We start from the raw sequence: 21,350 nt of genomic DNA on the forward strand, positions 1-21,350 counted from the left end.
GTTATTACTGCGGCCTACTTTGCTGTGGGCGCACCTGTTGTGGGTGCACAATGGATGCATGGCCTCTCTCAAACCAAGCTTTCGTAGGGGCCTTCTGGCCGGTGCGATTGCCCTCGCACTGACCGGTGGCGGTGCCGCGGCTGTGTGGGCGGGCACCCAACCCAGCCCTTCGCCGTCGAGCCCTTCTGCCTCGCCCAGCCCGTCCGGGTCCGGAGCGGCCAAGTCCACGGAGGGCCGTGGGCAGGCGATCCACGGCGAGCACGTGGTCAAGCAACAGGACGGGAGCTACCGTACTGTTCTCACGCAGACCGGAACCATCGAATCGGTGAGCGGCTCCGAGGTGACCGTCAAGAGCGAAGACGGCTTCACCCAGCGCTACGCAATCACTGCAGAAACCCGCATCGCAAAAGTCCCAGAAAATGTGTCGGAGCTCCGGAACGGCAAGGGCAGGCCGTCATTGCCGTCAGCGACGGCTGCTGATCTCGAGGCAGGGGACACAGTGAAGGTGAGTGGCACCAAGAACGGCGAAACGGTGACGGCTACGAAGGTGGTGTCCGGCGAGCTGCCAGCGGGCGTCAAGGGCCACGGGCATAAGCGCGGGCACGGCCCGAAGTAGCTGGGAGTACCGCTGTGTGCCGGTGTCGCTCCCGTTTCTGCCGTGCGCGCAGGTAATTTCGGGGGCGGGTGGCGGGAACGGGCGCAAGGGCACCTCTAGACCCAGCCCTCATCACATTTGTGGTCCAAACCGACCCGGGCCTTAAGCAATACGCGCACTCCATGGCACCTCTCTGTGCCGCCTTCGTGATGAAAAGTGATTTCTGGGATCAGTTTCGATCATGATCTTGCAAAAAGAGATGCTGGTCACTTATGGTTTGTTAAACGGTTAACGAGCGTGGCTTGAATCACATTGGTGGCTTGGGCTCAGCACTTGAGGAGACAGTATGAACTCGACGACGAAACAGGCTCCGGCATTGCCCGAAGCTCGCCGAGTCCCCGGGCCGCCTGGCAGCAACGCCCCCGGATCCGGTTCGAAGAAGCGGAAGAGAAGCCAGGTCCCACAGCAGAGTTTCCGTTCACGCCTGCGACGCGACAAGCAGATGCTGCTCATGATGCTGCCCGGTGTGGTCTTCCTGCTTCTCTTCTTCTACATCCCCATCCTGGGCAACGTCATCGCATTCCAGGACTACCAGCCGTATCTGGGCATCGGGGACAGCTTGTGGGTTGGCTGGCAGAATTTTGTGGACCTGTTCGGTAACCCGGATTTTGTTCACGCCTTCTGGAACACGCTGTACCTGGCCGCCTGGCAGTTGGTCTTCCTCTTCCCGGTACCACTGGTGCTGGCATTGATCGTGGATTCACTCATCAGCACGCGTGTCCGGCGGATCTTCCAGAGCATCGCCTACCTGCCACACTTCTTGTCCTGGGTTCTGGTGATCGCGTTCTTCCAACAAATGTTGGGTGGCGCAGGATTCGTCAACAACCTCCTCCGGGACTGGGGAATGGATCCGATTCCCTTCATGACCAATCCCGAGACCTTCCCGGTCATGGTGGTGGTCCAGATGATCTGGAAGGATGCCGGCTGGGCCATGATCATCTTCCTGGCCGCCCTTGCCAGCATCGATGCCTCTCTCTACGAAGCCGCCGCGGCAGACGGGGCCGGGCGCTGGCGCAGGATGTGGCACATCACCCTCCCCGGGCTGCGTCCTGTGATCGTCCTGCTTCTGATTCTGCGCATCGGCGACATCCTCTCAGTCGGCTTCGAGCAGTTCATCCTGCAACGCGACGCGGTGGGAGCCGGAGCTGCGGAAGTGCTGGATACCTTCACCTACTACACGGGCGTAGTGGGAGGAGGCTGGAGCTCTGGCGCGGCAGCAGGCCTTGCCAAGGGCGTAGTCAGCGCCTTGTTGATCTACGGCGCCAACAAACTTGCCCATCGCTTCGGCGAAGACGGCATCTTCGCAAAACAAGTGCGCTGAAAGCCACGCTGACCCGCGCGCCTGCCGCACAAGGAGAACCCCATGGCAACAACACTTTTCACCAAGAAACCCCGGGAACTGAGCTACAACCCCAAGCGCCCGGTGTGGAAGGAAAAGCCTTCCGCGCTGTACCAAACGGTCAAAGCCGTGGTCTTGATCGTCTTTAGCCTGTCCATCCTGACACCCATCCTGTTGGTGGTATCCACGTCCTTGGCTGACACGGAGCAGCTGATCGAAGCCGGCGGGTTCGTCCTCTGGCCCGAACGTCCCACCTTGGAGGCCTACGTAACCATCTTCAAGGGCCCCATGGTCCTGCAGTCACTAGGTGTTAGCGTGCTGGTCACCGCCGTAGGCACCATCCTGGCGTTGTTCGTCACCATCACCATGGCTTACGCCACCAGCCGCACGGTGCTGTTTGGCCGGCCAGTGGTCCTCGCAGTCCTGTTCACGCTCCTTTTTGCTCCGGGTCTCATCCCGTCGTTCCTCATGATCCGCCAGCTCGGTCTTCTGGACTCTTTGTGGTCCCTGATCCTCCCTGGCATCTTTGGAGCCTTCAACTTTGTGGTGATGCGCTCGTTCTTCATGAACATCCCCGGGGAGCTGATTGAAAGCGCCAGGATCGACGGCGCCAACGACTGGCAAATCCTGTGGCGCATCGTGATGCCGTTATCCAAAGCCGTGATCGCCGTCGTCGGGCTGTTCTACGCGGTGGGCTTCTGGAACTCGTTCTTCAACGCCCTCCTTTACATCAACGACCACAGCAAATGGCCCATTCAACTGCTGCTCCGCAACTTTGTTGTCCAGGGGAGCGGTGCGGCCGATCAGCTTGGAATCACCACCACGCCCCCGCCCCAGTCCATCCAGATGGCCGTTGTGGTGGTGGCGCTGGTCCCCATCCTGATGGTGTACCCCTTCCTCCAGAAGCACTTTGCCAAGGGCGTTATCACCGGCGCCGTCAAGGGATAGCCAAAGCCAGCCAACAGCCAAACACCCAAATCCGCAGAAATTAAGCAAGTAACCAGAAAGGGTTATGCCATGACGAGCACTACCTCTCAGGCTGGATTCAGCCGCCGCGGTTTCCTTGGCCTCGCAGGCCTGGCCGTGACCGCAGCCGGCTTGTCCGCCTGCGGCGGCGGCGGAGCCGCAAGTAACGGAGGCGCCGCTGCCTCCGCTTCGGTCAAATTGCCCACGTACAAGGAATTCACTGGCGTCACCCCGGACATCGCAGGCAATGCCAAGGGCCTCCAGGCCGGCTACTTCAAGCTGCCCACCGCTGTGCAGTCTGTGAAGACGCCGCCGCTCAAGGGCAAGGTGACGGGCCTGACCGAAACCTTCGACACCATGAGCCCGGGACTGAAGGACAACCCTTTCTGGCAGCGGCTCAACGCCAAGCTCGGCGGCGACCTTGAACTCCAAATCGCTGAGGACATCGGGGATGGCTACCCCGCCAAGTTCGCCACGGTCCTGGCAAGCAACGACCTTCCGGACATGATGTGGGTTCCGCCGAACCAGGGCATCCCCAATGTCGGGCCAATGTTGGAAGCCAAATTCCAGGACCTGACGCCGTACCTCTCCGGTGACGCCGTCCTGGAGTACCCCAACCTGGCCGCACTTAAGCCCGATTCCTGGAAGACCGCCGTCGTCAACGGAAAGATCTGGGGAGCCCCCATCCCCAGTACCCCGTTCGGGCAGGTGTATCTCGGAAACCACGATATGTGGGCGAAGGTGGGTGGCTTCGAAGCAGCCAGCGCCGACGAATTCCTGGACAAGGCCAAGGAGCTGACCCGGCCCGGTGATCAGCAGTATGCCTTGGAGCCGGCGTACATCAATGCCCTTCATATGGTGACAGAGTGGTTCGGTGCCCCCAACAGCTGGGCCGTCAACAAGGACCGCAGCCTCACCCACCTCTACGAAACCGACGAGTACATGGCCGGCGTAGAGTTCACGGCCAAGATGTTCGCAGCCGGCGTCTTCTACCCGGACTCCAAGGCCACGGATATCCGCTCGCGTGTGGCCAACGGTAGTGTTGCCGCCCAGGTGGTCTCCGGTCCCCACGACATCCGCAGCTACCGCGCGCTGAGCAAGGACACCCAGTTCGACATCCTGGTTCCGTTCAGCGCAGACGGCAAGGTCAAGCCCGTCTACGACATGGGCTATGGAACCGTGGGCTTCACGCCGTTCAAGAAGGCCGAAGAGGGCAAAATCCGGGAATTGCTCGCGCTTATCAATTACTTGTCGGCCCCGTTCGGCACTGTGGAATACATGCAGAAGAACTTCGGTGAACTCGGCCAGGACTACACCATCGATGCCTCCGGCAACCCGGCCCGTACCGAGACCGGAACCACCAACGCCCCTGGTTTGGTCTCGGCGTTGAACATCATGTCCAGCCCGGAGAACGTCATCTTCAACCCGGGCTTCGACGACGACACCCGCTACGTCAGCCAGCAGGAAGAGAAACTCCTGGAACTGGCCTGGCGCAACCCCACCAACGGTTCCTACTCGGACACCAACGCCAAGGTGGGCGCAAAAATCACCAAGCAGTTGCGCGACAAGGTGGTGGACATCATCACCGGCCGCGCCAAGATCGACGAACTCAAGGATGCGGTCAAACGCTGGAAGAGCGAGGGCGGCGACAAGATGCGCGATGAGTACCAGGCCGCGTTGGACCCCAACGTGCCGGTCTTCAGGAGCTAGCCTCAAACCAACAACCACGCAACGCAAACGTACAAGGCAAGCACCAGCAGGGGGAACCATGGCAAAAGCGAGTAACACCGGAGTCCGACCCACCATTCGCATGGTGGCCGAACTAGCGGGCGTTTCTACGGCCACGGTTTCCTATGTCCTGTCAGGTCGCCGTGGCGATGGGGGACCAGGGGTGTCGGATCCGACGGCGGAAAAGGTCAAGGCCGCTGCGGAGCGGCTTGGCTACCGCCCCAATCAGGCGGCCCGGGCCATCCGCACAGGCCGGACAAACACTGTGATCCTCTCGCTGACCATGCTGTCCGATCCTTGGTCCCTGTCCGTCATTGAGTCCGTGCAGAAGGTGGCAGGTCCGTTGGGCATCACGCCGATGATCCTGGGTGACGCGGACTGGGTGAAGGTGCTCGGTACACATAATGCCGACGCCGTGTTTGTGGACGCTGTCCGTGACGAGCAACGGGACGCCTTGCGGAAGCTCGCCGAGCACGGAACCACCCTGGTGGTTTTTGACGAGAACCTGGACGCGGAAGGCTTCGATGTCATCCGTTCCATTGCCGGGCCAGGGTGCCGCATGGCCGTGGAGCACCTGCTCCACGGCCACCGCCGGATTGCTTGCCTGACTCCCGCTACGGCGGCCGGAACGTCCGGCGGCGCCCGGTACCGGGCGTATTCCGAGGCGCTGGAGCATGCCGGCGTCACGGAACGCGAGGATTATGTGGGCTTGTTCGAGGGCACCAGCGCAGGGGCGTACGCCACGGCAACCCGGCTGCTCAGCATGCCGGACCGTCCCACAGCCATCTACGCCACCACGGATTATGCAGCAGTCAGCGCCATCAATGCGGCCCAGCGTCTCGGCCTCGCTGTTGGCACCGACGTGGACATCATCGGCGTGGGTAACACCGTGGAGGGCGAGCGCATGTCGCCTTCCCTGAGCACGGTGGGTCCCGTGGATTTCTTCGACAAACTTGCGCGGTTGCTCCTCCGGCGGGCAACCGGCCAGTCCAGCCCGGACAAGCCGACTGCACCCGCCGTCCTTGACTTCCCCTGGCATTTGTTCGTGCGCGAATCGGCGCCGCACCGCAGTGCCGCAACCAGGCTTTACTAAGAACAGCAGAAGGAAATTGCACACCATGGAAAAGGATTTGAAGGTCGGCATTGTGGGTTTCGGCCTGCGGTCAGGGCTGTGGAAGCACGCCCACAAGCCGGGCCAGGGCTCGGCGGTCACCGTTGTCTGTGACCTGAGTGAGCGCGGCCGGGCTGACGCCGCCGAACGCATCCCCACCGCCCGGATCACGGATGATCTCGAGGAACTGCTGGCCAGTGGCCTGGATGCAGTCCTGGTTCTGACCCCCGACAACCAGCACGCCGCCGTCGCAGTCCGTACTCTCCAGGCGGGTATTCCCACCTTCTGCGAGAAGCCGCTGGACATCACGGTTGAGGCTGCGGACTTGATCCTTACCACGGCCTACCAAACCGGCACGCGCCTCTATGTAGGCCACAATATGCGCCACATGCCGGTTGTGGTACAGATGCGCCAGCTCATTGAAGAGGGCAGGATCGGCGAGATCAAGGCTGTCTGGTGCCGACACTTCGTAGGACACGGCGGTGACTACTACTTCAAGGACTGGCACTCCCAGCGCGCCAACGTCACCTCGCTCCTGCTCCAAAAAGGTGCCCACGACATCGACGTGATCCACTGGTTGGCGGGCGGATATACCAAGCGCGTTGCCGCCGTCGGCGATCTTGCGGTTTATGGCGACGTCGCGAACCGGAGCAACAACGCCGGCAAGCGCATGGGGGATTGGTTCTCCATGGACAACTGGCCGCCCACCGAGCAGAAGGACCTGGCGGAGGTGATCGATGTGGAGGACATCTCCATGATGAACATGGTGTTGGATAACGGCGTGCTCGCCTCATACCAGCAGTGCCATTTCACGCCCGACTACTGGCGCAACTACACCGTCATCGGTACCAAGGGCCGGATCGAAAACCTGGGCGATGGGCCCGGAGAGACCATCAACGTGTGGACCAGCAGGTCCTCGGGCTACGCGGCGCCGGATGAGGTCATCACCATTGAGGACTGCGAAGGCGGCCACGGCGGCGCCGACCCGCGCCTGATCGAGGAGTTCCTCCGCTTCGCGTCGGAGGGCGGCCGGACCCGGACCAGCCCGATTGCCGCTCGCCAAGCCGTGGTGGCGGGCATTCTTGCCGCTGAATCACTGCGCGGCGACGGCTCCGCACGTGAGGTACCGGAGCTCCCGGTTGAACTGGTGGAGTACTTCGACGCCGGTCAGCCCGCCTTGGTTCGCGACTGACCCAACTGAGTCGCAGTTAAGCGCGTTTTGAGCCGTCAAAATGCGCTCTGCTGCGACTTACTTGGGTAAGCCGGCGCGGGATAGCTCAACAAGCTCGGTCATGACGGTTTGAAGTGACTCGCAAACCGTCATGACCGATTTCCGTTTGAGTGTCTCCGGACGGGCCAGGATGTCGATTTTCCGGACCGAGTTCACCCCGGACAACGGACGCAAAACCACGCCGGCGTCCAAAACACGGCGGGCGGTGAAGCGAGGCAGCAGCCCGATCGCGCCGCCGGCCGAGACCAGCGCCGCCACGGTGGAATAGTCGTTGATGCGGTGCAGTACCTCGGCTGGTCGCCCACTCACGGCGACGACGGCGGCCAGCACGTCTGCGGGGGAGTAGCCGTCGCGGCTGGTCACCCAGGGTTCATCCACGACGTCGGACGGTTTCAGTTCGCTTCGGGCCGCCAAGGGGTGATCCGCGGGGAGGGCGATATCCAGCGGCTCGTCGGCCAGGGGTATCACTGCGACCTTGTCCTCCGGCCAGGACGGGCTGTTGTCCATCCTGTGTGCCAACACCAGGTCATATCGGGCAGCCAACCCCGGGAAATCCTCCTGGGCCACGTCCTCATCGGAGAGTCGAAGCCGTGGCGACTTCCCGCCGTCGGACGCCGTCCCGGATGCCAAATGCGCCGCTAACGGGGCGAACAGCGCTTGACCCGCGCTGTGGAATGCACTCACGCTTACTGGCGCGTCAGGAGCATCGTGATAAGCGCCAATAGCGGCCCGCGCATCTGCCATGGCGTTCACGACGGCGGCACCCGCCTCCGCGAGGACGCGGCCCGCATCGGTGAGAACTAGCGCCCGGCCTTCTTTGCGCGTCAACGGCACGTCCACGGACTTCTGGAGCAGGGCGAGCTGTTGGGAAACGGCCGACGGCGTGACCATGAGTGTTTCAGCAACGGCCTTCACGCTGCCCAGGTCGCCGAGTTCCCGGAGCATCTGCAGCTGATGGATTTCCATTAGCAAATCCTAAATCGTTGATTGAGAAGAATCTAGTTGTGCTAAATCGTCGGCGGCGCTCTAATGGATGCAGCAGCAGCGAAGCGGCCCTGGCAGTGAGGAATCCCATGAAGGCTCTCTACAAATCCGGACCCCACGAAGGGTTCGAACTGGTCGAACGTCCCGAGCCTGAAGCGGGCTCCGGCGACGTCAAGATCCGTGTGATGACCACCGGCATCTGCGGCACGGACCTCCACATTCAAAGCTGGGACGCCTGGGCCCAGGGCATCATCGAAGCGCCCCTCATTGCCGGCCACGAGTTCTATGGCGAAGTAGTGGAAATCGGCGAGGACGTCCGCGACGTCAAAGTTGGGGACAGAGTCTCCGGCGAAGGTCACGTAGTGTGCGGAATCTGCCGCAACTGCCGTGCCGGTCGCCGTCAGATGTGCATCCACACGGTATCCGTTGGCGTGCAGCGCGATGGTGCGTTTGCCGAATACGTCGTCATCCCGGAGACCAACGCCTGGGTCCACCAGGACGAATCTGTCACCCCGGAACTTGGCGCCATCTTCGATCCCTTCGGCAACGCAGTCCATACTGCCCTCAGCTTCCCGCTGGTCGGCGAGGATGTGCTCATCACGGGCGCCGGACCTATCGGCCTGATGGCAATCGCTGTCGCCCGCCACGCAGGTGCACGAAAGATCGCCATCACGGACGTCTCAGCTCCGCGCCTGGAGCTCGCGCGCCAGATGGGCGTTGACCTCGCCGTGGACGTGTCCAAGATGCGGGTCCGTGAAGCACAGCAGGAACTGGGCATGCGCGAAGGTTTCGACATCGGTCTGGAAATGTCGGGACACCCCACCGCGCTGCCTGAGATGATCGACAACATGAACCACGGTGGCCGGATCGCCATGCTGGGCCTTCCCAGCCAGTCCATCGACATCGACTGGGGCAAGGTAGTCACGCACATGCTGACGCTCAAGGGCATCTACGGTCGCGAGATGTTCGAAACCTGGTACGCCATGAGCGCCATGCTGTCCTCCAACCCCGTGCTGCACCGCAGCATTTCCGCCGTCGTGACGGACAAGCTGTCCGCCAAGGACTGGGAAAAGGGCTTCGAAATTGCCCGCAACGGTACGGGCGGCAAAGTGGTCCTTGACTGGACTGAACTCTAAGAGATCCCCCGACTTTCAGACGTACTGAGGAGCACCATGTATTCAGCCATCAAAGACCAACTCCAGGGCGAACTCGACGAGATCCGGAGCGCCGGCCTCTTCAAGACCGAACGCCACATCGATTCCCCGCAGGCCAGCCACATCGCAGCCGGCCAGCTTGGCCAGCCGGCCAACAAGGTCCTGAACTTCTGCGCAAACAACTACCTGGGCCTGGCCGACCACCCGGAGATCATCGCCGCAGCCAAGTCCGCCATGGATGAGCGCGGTTTTGGTATGGCGTCCGTTCGGTTCATCTGCGGAACCCAGGACCTGCACCTGGAACTCGAAACCCGCGTCTCCAAGTTCCTGGGCACCGAGGACACTATCCTGTTCTCCAGCTGCTTCGATGCCAACGGCGGCGTGTTTGAGTCGCTCTTTGGCCCTGAAGACGCCATCATCTCCGACTCCCTGAACCACGCCTCCATCATCGACGGCATACGCCTCAGCAAGGCCAAGCGCTTCCGCTACGCCAACCAGGACATGGCAGATCTTGAAGCCAAGCTGGTTGAGGCTGAGGGGTCCCGCCGGAAAATCATCGTCACCGATGGTGTCTTTTCCATGGACGGCTACCTCGCACCGCTCGAAGCCATCTGCGACCTCGCGGAGAAGCACGACGCCTTGGTCATGGTGGACGACTCCCACGCCGTCGGCTTCATGGGCCCCACCGGCGCCGGCACTCCGGAGCACGCCGGTGTTTCTGAACGCGTGGACATCTACACCGGCACCTTCGGCAAGGCCCTCGGCGGCGCCTCGGGTGGTTACGTCTCCGGGCGCAGAGAGATCGTGGCGATGCTTCGCCAGAAGGCCCGCCCCTACCTGTTCTCCAACTCGCTTGCCCCGGCCATTGTTGCGGCCACCATCAAGGCGATCGAGCTCGTGCAGGAATCCGGCGAGCTGCGGACCCGTTTGTTCGAGAACGCAGCGCTGTTCCGGCGCCGCATGAGCGAGGAAGGCTTCGAGCTCCTCGACGGCGAGCACGCCATCATCCCCGTCATGTTCGGCGATGCCGTTGTAGCTGCCAGGGTCGCTGACGAGATGCTCAACAACGGCGTCTTCGTCACTGCCTTCAGCTTCCCGGTGGTTCCCAAGGGCGTGGCCCGGATCCGCGTGCAGCTCTCCGCGGCGCACAGCGCGGACGACGTCGAAGCCTGCGTTCAGGCGTTCGTCAAGAGTCGCGCCGCGGTCGCCTAGAACCCTCTCTCACGTCCCGCGGGTTCCAGCCGATCGCTCTCTCACGTCCCGAGGGTCTGGGCCGGACGCTCTCTCACTTCCTTGTGGCAAGTGAGAGAGCGTGGGGTTTTAGGGGCCGGGATGTGAGAGAGCGTGGGGTTTTAGGGGCCGGGATGTGAAAGAGCGTGGGGTTGGCGGGATTGCCGTGGGCCAAGATGTCCGCGCCCGGCTACGGTCTGACAGGATGGAGCTATGGCTTCGAATTATGACGTGGTAATCGTTGGCGGCGGCATCGGGGGACTGTCCTTGGCAGCAGCCCTGGCAGGCAAGTGCACTGTGGCCCTTGTAGAGGCGGAGCAAACCCTGGCCTTCCACACTTCCTCGCGCTCGGCCCGGCAGCTGATCCCCAGTTATGGTCCGGCAGTGGTTCAGGACCTGACCATCCGCACACTCGAAATGCTGGCAGAACGGGACGCGGAGGCAGCAGAACCAATTCTCACTCCGCGCGGCTTCATGCTGGTGGGCGACGAGGAAACCGTGCGTGCAGAGGCTAGCGGCAACATGCACACCATCACCCACGAAGAAGCCATGCAGCTGTGCCCGGCCCTCAACCCGGATTCGTTCACAGCCGCAGGGTTGGACAACGGTTCCTTCGGCTGCAACGCCCCGTTGTTGCTGGACGATCACCGCCGGACCGCAGAAGCTGCGGGCGTGGACATTATCACCGGGGCCAAAGTTCACTCGGCCCAGCGTCTGGGGAGCGGCTGGCAAGTGGGGGCGGGCACCGAAGGCTTTCAGTCCGGCGTCGTGGTTAATGCGGCAGGTGCGTGGGCCGATGAACTGGCTGTCATCAGCGGCGTGGAGAAGCTGGGCCTGCAACCCTATCGGCGGACCGCCGCGATCGTAAACGTCCAGAACCCGTTGACGCCGGAAACACCCATGGTTTGTGCAGCTGACGATTCGTTCTACTTCCGCGCCGAGGGCAACCAAGTGCTGATATCGCCGTCGGAAACCGTGCCCAGCGGCGCGGAGGACGCGAAACCCTACCCCGGTGACGTGGAGGCGTTGATCGGCAAGCTCAACGCTGTAACATCGCTGGGCATCCGTTCTGTGGACCGCGCATGGACGGGCCTCAGGACAGAAGCCGCGGACGGAATCCCTGTGGTGGGGTTCGACGCCGAAGCATCCGGCTTCTTCTGGCTCGCCGGACAAGGTGGCTACGGTTTCCAGACATCCTCCGCCATCGCGGAGCTGGCCGCAGCACTCATCCTCGGCGACGTCACGCCCGACAGTCCGGAATCCCGGACAGCGGAGCAGCTCGCGGCCGCACGTTGGTCCATTCGGCGCTGAACAATAGGGTCATGAGCGCAACCAATCCAACCACCACCCTCATCACCAACATCGGCGAATTGATGACCCAGGACCTGGAGCATCGGGTCCTCAAGGATGCGGCGATGGTGATCGAAGGAGAGCGCATCGCGTGGTTGGGGTCCAGTAAGGACGCCCCCGCGGCTGACGAAAAGATCGACGCCCAGGGCCGCGCCGTCCTGCCCGGTTGGGTGGATTCGCACTCGCACCTTGTCTTCGCCGGGGACCGCACGGCAGAGTTCGAAGCCCGCATGGCTGGTGAAAGCTACAGTGCCGGCGGCATCGCCGTCACCACGGGTGCCACGCGCAGCGTCAGCGACGACGAACTGACCCGCCTGGTGCGCGACCGCGTGGCTGAGGCTGTCTCGCAGGGAACCACGTATTTGGAGAGCAAGACCGGCTACGGCTTGGACGTGGAGAACGAGGCCCGCAGCGCCCGCATCGCTGCAGCTGAAGTGGACGAGGTCACCTACCTTGGTGCACACCTGGTCCCCAACGGCTCCGATCCGGAGGAGTACACCGATCTGGTATGCGGCCCCATGCTCGACGCCGTCCTGCCGCACGTCCGCTGGGCGGACGTCTTCTGCGAGCGCGGGGCCTTCACGGAGGATCAGTCGCGTCGGGTCCTGACGGCTGCGCGCGACGCTGGCCTGGGGCTGCGGGTCCACGGCAACCAGTTGGGCGAGGGGCCCGGTGTGGCCCTGGCTGTGGAGTTCGCGGCTGCGAGCGTGGACCATGTGAATTACTTGTCGGACCAAGACGTCCTGGCGCTCGCGGAATCGTGGGCTGGCTGGGATCCGGCAACGGGGAGCGGCACCAGAGGCACGGTTGCTACGTGCCTTCCCGCATGCGATCTGTCCACCCGCCAGCCCCTTGCACCGGGCCGTGCACTGATTGACGCCGGCGTGCAGATCGCTCTGGCTGCCAACTGCAACCCGGGGACCTCTTACACCAGTTCAATGGCGTTCTGCGTGACCACTGCGGTGCTCCAGATGCGTTTGAGTGTTCACGAGGCCGTCCGGGCGGCGACGTACGGCGGCGCCTTGGCGCTGGGCAGGGAGTCGGGGAACGACGTCGACGGCGAACGGGCGGTGGGTTCGCTGGTCATCGGACATCGCGCAGACCTGCATATGCTGAAGGCGCCGTCGGCCACGCACTTGGCCTACCGTCCCGGAATTCCCCTGACTCATTCCGTGTGGCGGGCCGGCGTGCGCGTCGTCTAAGAAGGCAGTAAAGAAGGGCGGCGTTCCGGTGGGAACGCCGCCCTTCTTTACTGAGGGAAAGATGGACTATGCGCAGCTGAACTTCGCGTCCGCCCAGTCGCCCCAGTCGTCGCCAGCGTCGTCGCCGTTCTTGTCGGCGATCAACTCGACGTTCTGGACACCTGTGATGTCCACGTTGAGGGGTAGTGCTGCGGAATCGGCGCTGAGGACGGGCGTGCGGAGGAGTTCGCGGCCATCGCCCTTGACGATGAACACCACTGATCCGTGCAGGCCTTTGTTCAGCTTGGCGTCGTCCACTCCCACCGAGGCGGTGAAGGCGTTGCATTTGGCTTCGGTGGCGATGCTGATTTTCGAGTCGGCGTGGACTCCAATGCCTTTGGCATATTCGACGCCGTCGAGCCGCAATGCTGGTCCGTCACCGGCGTTTTGCTCGCCATTGGCCCGGTCCCGTTCGGCGGGGCCCCAGCCGTTGGTGCTGCCGATCCATGGGAGGTCCGATGCGAAGACGCTGCCGGAGAGGACGGGGGCCGGAGGTTCCTGCGGGGTGGTCGAACAGGTGAACTTGGCATCGGCCCAGTCTGCGTGGTCGTTGCCGTTGGAGTCGCCGGCGTCGTTGGCTACCAGTTCAACGTATTGGGCGCCGGTGACGTCCACGGTCAGTGGCAGGGGAGCGCTGGTGGCTCCAAGTACGGGTGTGGTGACCTTGGTGGTGCCGTCGGCTACCACGGAGAACTTCACGCTGCCCCGCGTCGGTTGGGCGTCATCAATTCCCACTGTTGCTGTGAAGGCGGTGCAGTAGCCGCCGAGATAGTAGCGGACAGTACCGTTTGCGTGGGCTCCCAGGCCTTTGGCGTAGACGGTTCCGTTCAGGGTGAGTGGCGTTCCGTCGCCGGCCCCGGTTCCGCCGTTGGATTGGTCCTTTTCAACAGGTCCCCAGCCGTTGGTGGAGCTGACCCAAGGGTGGTCGCTGGCGAACACGGTGGCCTGGGGCGGCTTGGGGAGTGTCCGCACGGTGGTGGTGGTGCTGATGGTTCGGCCTCCCGCGGGCGAAGCAGTAGTGGTGTAGCTTGCCTTGGCCGTGATGGGGTAGTCGCCATCAGCAGAAGCGGGTGCGGTGATCTTCCATGTGGTGGTGAGCGTACCGCCGGCGGGGAGGGTGTCCGCGGAAGACGGTGTGGAAGGAGTTGCCGTCCAGCCTTCAGGCAGTTCCAAAGCAACGGCGAGGTCGCTGATGGCTGCCGGTTCGTCGGACACAAATGTGGTGACGAACTCCTGGGCCTTGCCTTGCTGGACTACGTCGCTCTGAAGTTCTGCCGAGAGTTGGGCACAGGCCGGGACGGCTTCCGAGGCGCCCAGGTCTTCCACCAGGAAGTTGTCCAACGTGAAATCAGAACCGTTCGAGCTGCCCGTGCGCTGCAGCCCCACAAAGTAGTCTCCACAGAAGCCCGTGTCCAGGATCTGCTCGAACCGCGCGGTGGACGTCTTCGCGTCGATGGGCTGGCTGGCGGTCACGGCCGGGCCTGCCTGCGAGTCATAACCGGAAACCCAGGCGTACTGCCCGGCTTTGGAGTTCTGGTAGTCGAAGGACACCCTGTATTTGTGGCCCGCTTGGAACGGCACGGATGCCTCGGTGGTGCGGTAGACCAGGCCCGGGCCGCCGTTGGGAGCGAGGTTTTCGTCATGGGCGATCAGCGACCACGTGCCGTCCAGTACTTCGTCGATCACGTTGGTGTCCCAGCCCTTTTGGGTGAAGGGTTCGTGGCGTTCGGTGATGTGGGTGCGTGGATCCGTGGAACCTCCGGCGTCGCCCTTGACGAACGGCCCCCAGCCTTGGTCCACGTTTTCGAAGTCTTCGCTGAGCACACCGGTGGTGGCCACCCGGGTGGTTTTCACCGCCCGGAAGTCATCGACGCGTACCGTGGCATCGCCGTCGGCCGTTTTCACTGAAACTGTGGCTTTGGTGTTGTTCCGCGGCACGTCCACCAACACCCGCACACGCTGGAATGCGGTCCCGTGCTTTTCGTCGCCGGCCACGTAGTTTTCCGCGTTGGACGAATCGATAGTGACGCTTTCGGTCTTGCCGTCGACGCTGACGGAGAGCGTGGTGGGACGGTTCTTGCCCGGCTGGATTTCAATCCAGGCGCTGACGGATTGGGTTCCTGCGTCCAGTTTTACTTCCTGGCTGATCGACGACGGCGATGCCCCCATCTCGGCGAAACGGCGGCCTTTGTCGTCGCGGACCTGGGTGACAGTGCCCGTGGGGGTCCATGGGGAGAGGTCTGCGCCGTTGAAGCCGGGATCGTTGAAAGCGGTGCCCTCGCCGAAGTCGGCGTTCTTGGGCAGGTCGGCCTTGTTGTTCTTCGGGGCAAGGACGTAGGCCTGCTTGGGGTCGGCCGTGACGGTAACCTGTCCGTTGACCACGGGGACGTCGGCCACTTTCACACGTCCGTTGTCGGTCAGCTTGAACAGTTCCAGCGAACTGGACTTGGCGAAGTCCTGAGTAAGGGTCCAGGTGCTGGCGCCACCGGCGGGGTTGTAGTGGTAGAGCTTGTCAGCCTTGCCGTTCTCCTTGGAGGACCACGGCAAGAGGTAGGTTCCACCCTGCAATACGGATGCGCCGCCCACGGTGATGTTGCGTTCCTCGGCGGTGTTTCCAGTGACGGCCACACCATCGGCGAGGTCGATCCGCTCTGCAGTCCACTTGGTGATGGGGTGGTGCTGGAGGAACTTCGCCGGCACGTTGGCGGTCCAGACGTTCTCGCTGAAGGCGTTGAAGTCGTTCTGTCCCGTCCAGCCTTCGAACTCCACGATGTGGCTTACGCCGAGCTTGGGATCGGGGTTCCAGACGTCTGACTGGGTGTTGTTGATGAAGCGCAGGATTTGGGAATTGATGCCCTTGTTGGTGGAGCCACCGTATTTTTCGTCGTTGGCCCAGTGGGACCAGGTGTTGTTCCGGGACAGGTGGTCGGCCCATTCGGAGCCCACACGGAACCCGTTCTTGACGAGTTCCTGCTGAAGCCGTTCGGCGAGCCAGCCGAACTCGTAGTAGACGTCCACGTACACGAAGTCCAGGTTCTTGTCTGTGGCCTCGCGAAGTTCCTTGATGCGCTGGGCGAGCTTGCCGGAGTTAATGTCCTGGCGCTGGTTCATGTAGTACGACTGGTCCAGCCAGTTCCAGCCCAGGCCCTTATCTGCCCGCAGGAGGTCTTCGCTGAAGGACTTCGCTTCAGGGTAGATCTCAGTGGCGTTGATGTGGACGCCGAAACTGGCGTTCCATTCCTTGCCTTCCTTGACCAACGTGTTCAAGTCCCCGAGGCCGCCTGCGCGGGTGTTGAAGTTGTTGCCGTAATCCGTGTTGGCAGAGTCGTGGCCTTCGCTGGTATAGCCCTTGAGCATGGCTACTTGTCCGAGCCCGTCGGTGGCCAGGGAGATGCGCTTCACGTCATCAAGGGTGCGCAGGAACGGGTGGGTTGCCTGCGAGGCGAAGTTGAACGGGATGTGGGTGATCACATTGTCCGGGGTCTGTTCACCCTTGTTGGGGCTGACCTGGATGGACCTCATGGCGATTGCGGCGTCCTGCCAGTCCACGCCGCCGTCGTTGTTGGCGTCAGAGGTGATGGCGACGCGGGTCCAGGGGAGTTCCTCTGTATTGGTGGAGCCCTCGGCCCGGTAGAGCCACTGGCCGCTGGCCACGCCCATGGACACTTCGCCTGCCCCGTCGCTGATGGCTTGGCGCCAAAAGCGGCCGCGGTCCTTCGAACCGGGCCCGGAGGACGTGTCATATAAAGCGTTGGATTCGACGGCGGCACCCAAGGAAGCAGTGTTGGCCAGCGCGTAGGCCGAACTCTTGGCAGCGGCATCCAAAGGAGTGGACGCCGTGATGGGCGTGAACTCGTCTCCCGTCACGCTCCGGTCCACGGAAAGGTTTGCCGTGGACACCTGGGATCCTTGCTGCGTGGAGCTTACGGTCACCAGGTTCATCCGGGGGAGTTGCAGGGTTCTGACTTGGTGTTCCGCGGAGTCCTTGATTTCCGTGATGTTGAAGGAGACCACGTTCTTCTTCACTGAAAGCCGGGCCTTGATCACGGTGTTGCCGAACTCGGGAACCGTAAGGACGTAGTCCCTTGCCTCTTTCTCGGAGGCGGAGGATGTCCCGGAGACTGTGTACTCCGTGCCATTGAGCGTGATGGTGGTGAGTCGGGTGGTGGTGCCGTCGAGGCGGGCTTTGCTTGCAGCGTCCGTGTAGCCGAGGACTTGAGGGAACGTGGTGGCGACGTCAACGTGGAGCTCGCCTGAGGTGATGGTGGCAGTGTCGGCAGCGCTGACGATATCTGCTGGTTGGGTGGTGGGGGCTGCAGCTGCGGGCGGAATGGCCAGCAGACCTAAAGAGGATGAGGCGACGACGCAGGCCAAACTCAATGAGGCGAGGCGTCCAGGGGATGACAAGCGGGGCATTATGCTCCTTCTTGATTTTTCCAAGCTATTTACAATCATGTTCTTTCGGACCTAACCAACACTGCTGCATGAGACAGGAATTGACAATAGTTAACAGCCAGTTAACTTAAGTGCACATCACAGAACACTTTTTCCCCGTTTTGATACCCCTCTGTCACGTGCTCGCCTATTGTGTGGTCCTTGCGCTCAGGTGATCCTTGTGAGATCGAAAATGATCGTTTAGTGTTTCTATAGATCAGAAAACGTCATTTGGCTGAGCGGGAGCGGGACACACGATGAGCGAGAACACACTGGGCGCCTTCATGGAAGAAGAGCTGGTATCCCAGCCCGAAGTTTGGCAGCGCGCCGTGGAGCAAGCCCGTGCGGAGCAATTGCTTCCCGCCGACGGCAAGCGCATCGCCGTGATCGGTTGTGGCACGTCCTGGTTCATGGCCCAGAGCTACGCCGCTGCACGCGAATCCGCTGGTAAAGGGGTCACGGATGCGTTCGCAGCGTCCGAGGCCTTCCTGAACAGCAACAGTGCCGACCGCCAGTACGACGCCGTTGTGGCCATCACGCGCTCAGGTACCACCACTGAGGTGCTGGAGATTCTGGCTGAGCTGAGGGGGATCGTCCCCACCGTTGCGATCATCGGCGACACCTCCTCACCGATCGTCGAGCTGGCGGACGTCGTGGTTGGCCTCCCATATGCCGATGAGCGTTCAGTGGTGCAAACCCGCTTCGCCACCACGGCGCTGGTTTATTTGCTGACCAGCCTGGACATTGACGTACAGCAGGCAATCGAGGATGCCCGTGACGCAGTGACGGCAGAGGTCTCCCGGGAACTGCTCGATGCTGAGCAATTCACCTTCCTCGGTACCGGTTGGACGGTTGGGCTGGCCCATGAAGCCGGACTGAAAATGCGCGAGGCAGTCCAAGGGTGGACCGAGTCCTACCCGGCCAAGGAATACCGTCACGGCCCTATCTCCATCGCCGCCCCCGGCCGCGTCACCTGGTTGTTCGGAAACCAGCCCGAGGGCTTGGACGCTGACATGGCCGTCACGGGCGCGCTCTACATCACAACGGCTAAGCACCCGTTGGCTGAACTGGCACGTGTCCATAAGGTAACTCTGGAGCGTGCACGCGTCCGTGGCCTGAATCCGGACCTGCCCCGCAACCTGACGCGCTCCGTTATTCTCGACGCCTCCGCCTAGGCATCCCATCATGGTTCTCGGAGCCGCAAATTCACCGGTCCTGTCCTTCGACGTTGGCGGGACGGACATCAAGGCCGGTTTGGTGGACGCCAGGGGTGCTGTCCTGGGCATGCGCCGCGTCCCCACGCCCCTTGATCCGGCCCGCCCCGGCGAAGCCGTGCTGGACAGGCTGGCCGAGCTTAAAGCCGAGTTGGCCTCGGAGTTTCCCGAAGCCCCCGCCGAGGCAGCAGGCATCATTGTCCCCGGGATTGTGGACTCCGTGGCCGGAGTGGGTATCTACTCCGCCAACCTCGGATGGCGGAACTTCCCGTTCAAAGCCGAAGCCGAAAAGCGGCTCGGCATCCCCGTCGCATTCGACCACGATGTCCGTTCCGCTGCAGCTGTTGAACACAGCTTCGGCGGGTCCAAAGAGTTCAACGATGTTGTGGTGATGGTGGTAGGTACCGGCATCGCCGCAGCCGTGTTCTCCGGCGGCAAGGCTGTCACCGCCGGCGGTTTCGCCGGCGAACTCGGCCATGCCCAGGTACCGGACCCCGACGCCGCCCCCGGCGCCACCGGTTCCACCATCCTGGAAGCAGTAGGCTCGGCCGGCGCCATTGCCAAGCGGTACCACCGGGCATCGGGAAACAGGGTGAACGGTGCACGCGGGGTCCTGCTTAGGGCGAGCGCAGGAGACACAGTCGCTGCACGCGTTTGGGACGATGCCGTTGATGCCCTTGCTTTCACCATTTGCCAATGCGTGAACATCATTGGAACTGAAGCCGTGGTGATTGGCGGCGGACTCGCCGAAGCCGGCGACGAACTGCTGGAGCCGCTCCGCAAGCGGGTTGACGGGATCCTGGACTTTCAGCGTCGGCCCCAGCTCATCCGTGCCCAGCTGGGACAGGACGCAGGCTTGCTTGGTGCGGCCATGAACGCCAGGGCAGTGTTAGGAGGTGCACAATGAAGCGAGCCAACGTGAACCGCATCATCACCGTCACTGCCAATCCGGCGATCGACATGACCTACACGGTTCACGGAATCACCGAGGGCTCAAGCCACCGCGTACCCACCCCTTTGAGCCGTGCCGGCGGCAAGGGGATCAACGTAGCCCGGGTCACCCACCAACTCGGCTACCCCGTCCTCGCCATTGCCCCTACGGGCGGCGCGGCAGGACAGACCCTGGCTGCCGAGCTGTGGACCAGCGGCGTGCCGCACACCCTGGTGGGTGTAGCCGCCGAGACCCGCCGCAGCATAGCGCTGGTGGACACCGTTGCCGGGGAAACGTCCATTTTCAATGAGGAGGGACAGGCGCTCCTGCCGGACGATTGGCGCTCACTTCGGATCGCCGTAGTTGAGGCGGTCAGCGGAAATAGAAACCTGCAGGCCTCTGTCCTGGTCGGTTCGGGAAGCCTGCCACCGGGCGCTCCCGCGGATTTCTACCCGGAACTGGTTCGCTTGGCCCACGACGCCGGTATCCCGGCCATCATAGACACCTCCGGTCCCGGGATCATCGCCGCAGCCAAAGCTGGCGCCGACATCCTCAAACCGAATCATCACGAGCTCGCTGAGGCGACGGGGGAGTCCAGCCTGGAAGCAGCGGCCCTCGCGCTCATCGATATGGGTGCCCGCACCGTCCTGGTCAGCGCCGGCGCGGACGGCATGCTCGCCTTCGACCACGCCGCCCCGGGCGGCTACTGGAGCGCACGGCTGCCGGAAGCGCTCAGCGGCAACCCCACAGGGGCGGGCGACGCCGGTGTGGCGGCTGCCGCCGTCGCACTCGCCGAAGGCGTTACCGAGCCCCGCGACATTCTTCGCCGTGCCACCGCATGGTCGGCCGCGGCCGTTCTCATGCCCGCCGCAGGCGAAATCTCACCGCGGTACCAGGAACTTCAAGAGCAATTGATCGTCACATGGAAGGAGACCCGGTGACCCTGGTCAATACACGGGAACTCATGGACAGGGCCGCGTCAGCTGGCGCGGGCCAGGGCGCCTTCAACATCATTCACATCGAAACCGCCGAAGGCCTGGTGGCAGGGGCTGAGGCGGCCGGCGTGCCGTTGATCCTGCAGATTTCCGAGAATTGCGCCAAGTACCACGGCGGACTTGAGCCCATCGCATCGGCAGCACTGGCCATCGCCCGCTCAGCCGCTGTCCCTGTTGCCCTCCACCTGGACCACGCAGAATCCGAAGACCTTGCGCTGGCCGCTGTGGACCTCGGTTTCGGTTCCGTCATGTACGACGGCGCGCATCTGCCCTACGGTTCGAATGTGGAAGTCACGCGAAGGGTTGCCGCCTACGCCCACAAACGCGGTGTTTACGTGGAGGCCGAGCTGGGAAAAGTGGGTGGTAAAGACGGAGCACACGCTCCCGGTGTCAGAACAGACCCCGACGAAGCCCGGGCGTTCGTCGAGGCAACAGGCGTGGACGCCCTGGCCGTGGCGGTTGGCTCATCCCACGCCATGACCGAACGCAGTGCCGCCCTGGATCTGCACCTCATCACCAGGCTGAAGACAGCGGTGGGAAAACCACTGGTCCTCCACGGCTCATCCGGTGTGTCAGATGACATGCTCATAGCCGCTATCCGCGCGGGTATGACTAAGATCAACGTATCCACACATTTGAACGGGTTCTTTACCCGCGCCGTCCGTGAGTATCTCGATGCCAATCCTGCAGTGGTGGATTCCCGGAAATACATCAAGGCCGGCCGTGAAGCCCTTGTGCTGGAGTCTGCACGTATGCTGACGCTGTTCGCCAAAGCGAATTAGCGCCG

16 protein-coding genes are annotated in these 21,350 nt (G+C 62.8%); 14 read left to right on the forward strand and 2 right to left on the reverse strand.

Translation table 11 applies throughout. The features are described 5' to 3' along the window. The first annotated feature begins 58 nt into the window (after positions 1–58). From HAV21_RS21085 to HAV21_RS21110, 6 genes are all read left to right on the forward strand, one after another. On the forward strand, positions 59–616 hold the full coding sequence (locus HAV21_RS21085) for a DUF5666 domain-containing protein (protein WP_166843045.1): 558 nt from the start codon (positions 59–61) through the stop codon (positions 614–616). Between the two features lie 325 nt (positions 617–941). Then, positions 942–1,976: an ABC transporter permease subunit gene (locus tag HAV21_RS21090; RefSeq protein ID WP_166843046.1), complete on the forward strand. Its 1,035-nt coding sequence runs from the start codon at positions 942–944 to the stop codon at positions 1,974–1,976. A gap of 42 nt (positions 1,977–2,018) precedes the next feature. Continuing rightward, entirely contained in the window at positions 2,019–2,942 is a 924-nt protein-coding gene (locus HAV21_RS21095) for a carbohydrate ABC transporter permease (RefSeq protein WP_166843047.1), read from the forward strand. 69 nt (positions 2,943–3,011) lie between these two features. After that, a complete protein-coding gene (locus tag HAV21_RS21100) occupies positions 3,012–4,670 on the forward strand; it encodes a sugar ABC transporter substrate-binding protein (RefSeq protein ID WP_142939756.1) in 1,659 nt (552 codons plus the stop codon). Between the two features lie 58 nt (positions 4,671–4,728). Next, entirely contained in the window at positions 4,729–5,781 is a 1,053-nt protein-coding gene (locus HAV21_RS21105; protein WP_166843048.1) for a LacI family DNA-binding transcriptional regulator, read from the forward strand. A 16-nt stretch (positions 5,782–5,797) separates the two neighbouring features. Further along, positions 5,798–6,991: a Gfo/Idh/MocA family oxidoreductase gene (locus tag HAV21_RS21110; protein ID WP_166843049.1), complete on the forward strand. Its 1,194-nt coding sequence runs from the start codon at positions 5,798–5,800 to the stop codon at positions 6,989–6,991. A 57-nt stretch (positions 6,992–7,048) separates the two neighbouring features. On the opposite strand, the gene HAV21_RS21115 is transcribed toward HAV21_RS21110, so the two are convergent. Next, positions 7,049–7,996, reverse strand: a complete 948-nt coding sequence (locus tag HAV21_RS21115; RefSeq protein ID WP_142939753.1) for a LysR family transcriptional regulator — start codon at positions 7,994–7,996, stop codon at positions 7,049–7,051. Positions 7,997–8,103: 107 nt separating this feature from the next. Here HAV21_RS21115 and tdh point away from each other — a divergent pair, with 107 nt between their 5' ends. The 4 genes from tdh (at position 8,104) to hutI (ending at position 12,950) form a co-directional block, all read left to right on the forward strand. Next, entirely contained in the window at positions 8,104–9,150 is a 1,047-nt protein-coding gene (gene tdh / locus HAV21_RS21120) for an L-threonine 3-dehydrogenase (protein WP_142939752.1), read from the forward strand. 36 nt (positions 9,151–9,186) lie between these two features. Continuing rightward, positions 9,187–10,380, forward strand: a complete 1,194-nt coding sequence (locus HAV21_RS21125; protein WP_166843050.1) for a glycine C-acetyltransferase — start codon at positions 9,187–9,189, stop codon at positions 10,378–10,380. A gap of 231 nt (positions 10,381–10,611) precedes the next feature. Further along, entirely contained in the window at positions 10,612–11,709 is a 1,098-nt protein-coding gene (locus tag HAV21_RS21130) for an FAD-dependent oxidoreductase (protein ID WP_166843051.1), read from the forward strand. 11 nt (positions 11,710–11,720) lie between these two features. Next, positions 11,721–12,950, forward strand: a complete 1,230-nt coding sequence (gene hutI, locus HAV21_RS21135; RefSeq protein ID WP_166843052.1) for an imidazolonepropionase — start codon at positions 11,721–11,723, stop codon at positions 12,948–12,950. 66 nt (positions 12,951–13,016) lie between these two features. Here the strand turns inward: hutI and HAV21_RS21140 are convergent, their stop codons facing one another. After that, a complete protein-coding gene (locus HAV21_RS21140) occupies positions 13,017–17,405 on the reverse strand; it encodes an endo-alpha-N-acetylgalactosaminidase family protein (protein ID WP_166843053.1) in 4,389 nt (1,462 codons plus the stop codon). 275 nt (positions 17,406–17,680) lie between these two features. On the opposite strand from HAV21_RS21140, the gene HAV21_RS21145 reads away from it, so the two are divergent. From HAV21_RS21145 to HAV21_RS21160, 4 genes are read left to right on the forward strand one after another with little or no spacing between them, the layout of a single operon-like run. Next, positions 17,681–18,598, forward strand: a complete 918-nt coding sequence (locus tag HAV21_RS21145) for an SIS domain-containing protein (protein ID WP_166843054.1) — start codon at positions 17,681–17,683, stop codon at positions 18,596–18,598. Between the two features lie 10 nt (positions 18,599–18,608). Then, a complete protein-coding gene (locus HAV21_RS21150; protein ID WP_142939744.1) occupies positions 18,609–19,544 on the forward strand; it encodes an ROK family protein in 936 nt (311 codons plus the stop codon). Beyond that, positions 19,541–20,509, forward strand: a complete 969-nt coding sequence (locus HAV21_RS21155; RefSeq protein WP_166843055.1) for a hexose kinase — start codon at positions 19,541–19,543, stop codon at positions 20,507–20,509. Before HAV21_RS21150 ends, HAV21_RS21155 begins: the two co-directional genes overlap by 4 nt. Continuing rightward, on the forward strand, positions 20,491–21,345 hold the full coding sequence (locus HAV21_RS21160) for a class II fructose-bisphosphate aldolase (protein ID WP_142939742.1): 855 nt from the start codon (positions 20,491–20,493) through the stop codon (positions 21,343–21,345). Before HAV21_RS21155 ends, HAV21_RS21160 begins: the two co-directional genes overlap by 19 nt. The last annotated feature ends 5 nt before the right edge of the window (positions 21,346–21,350 follow it).

The sequence above is a fragment of the Paenarthrobacter sp. MSM-2-10-13 genome (genome assembly GCF_011605365.1).
Classification (GTDB): domain Bacteria; phylum Actinomycetota; class Actinomycetes; order Actinomycetales; family Micrococcaceae; genus Arthrobacter.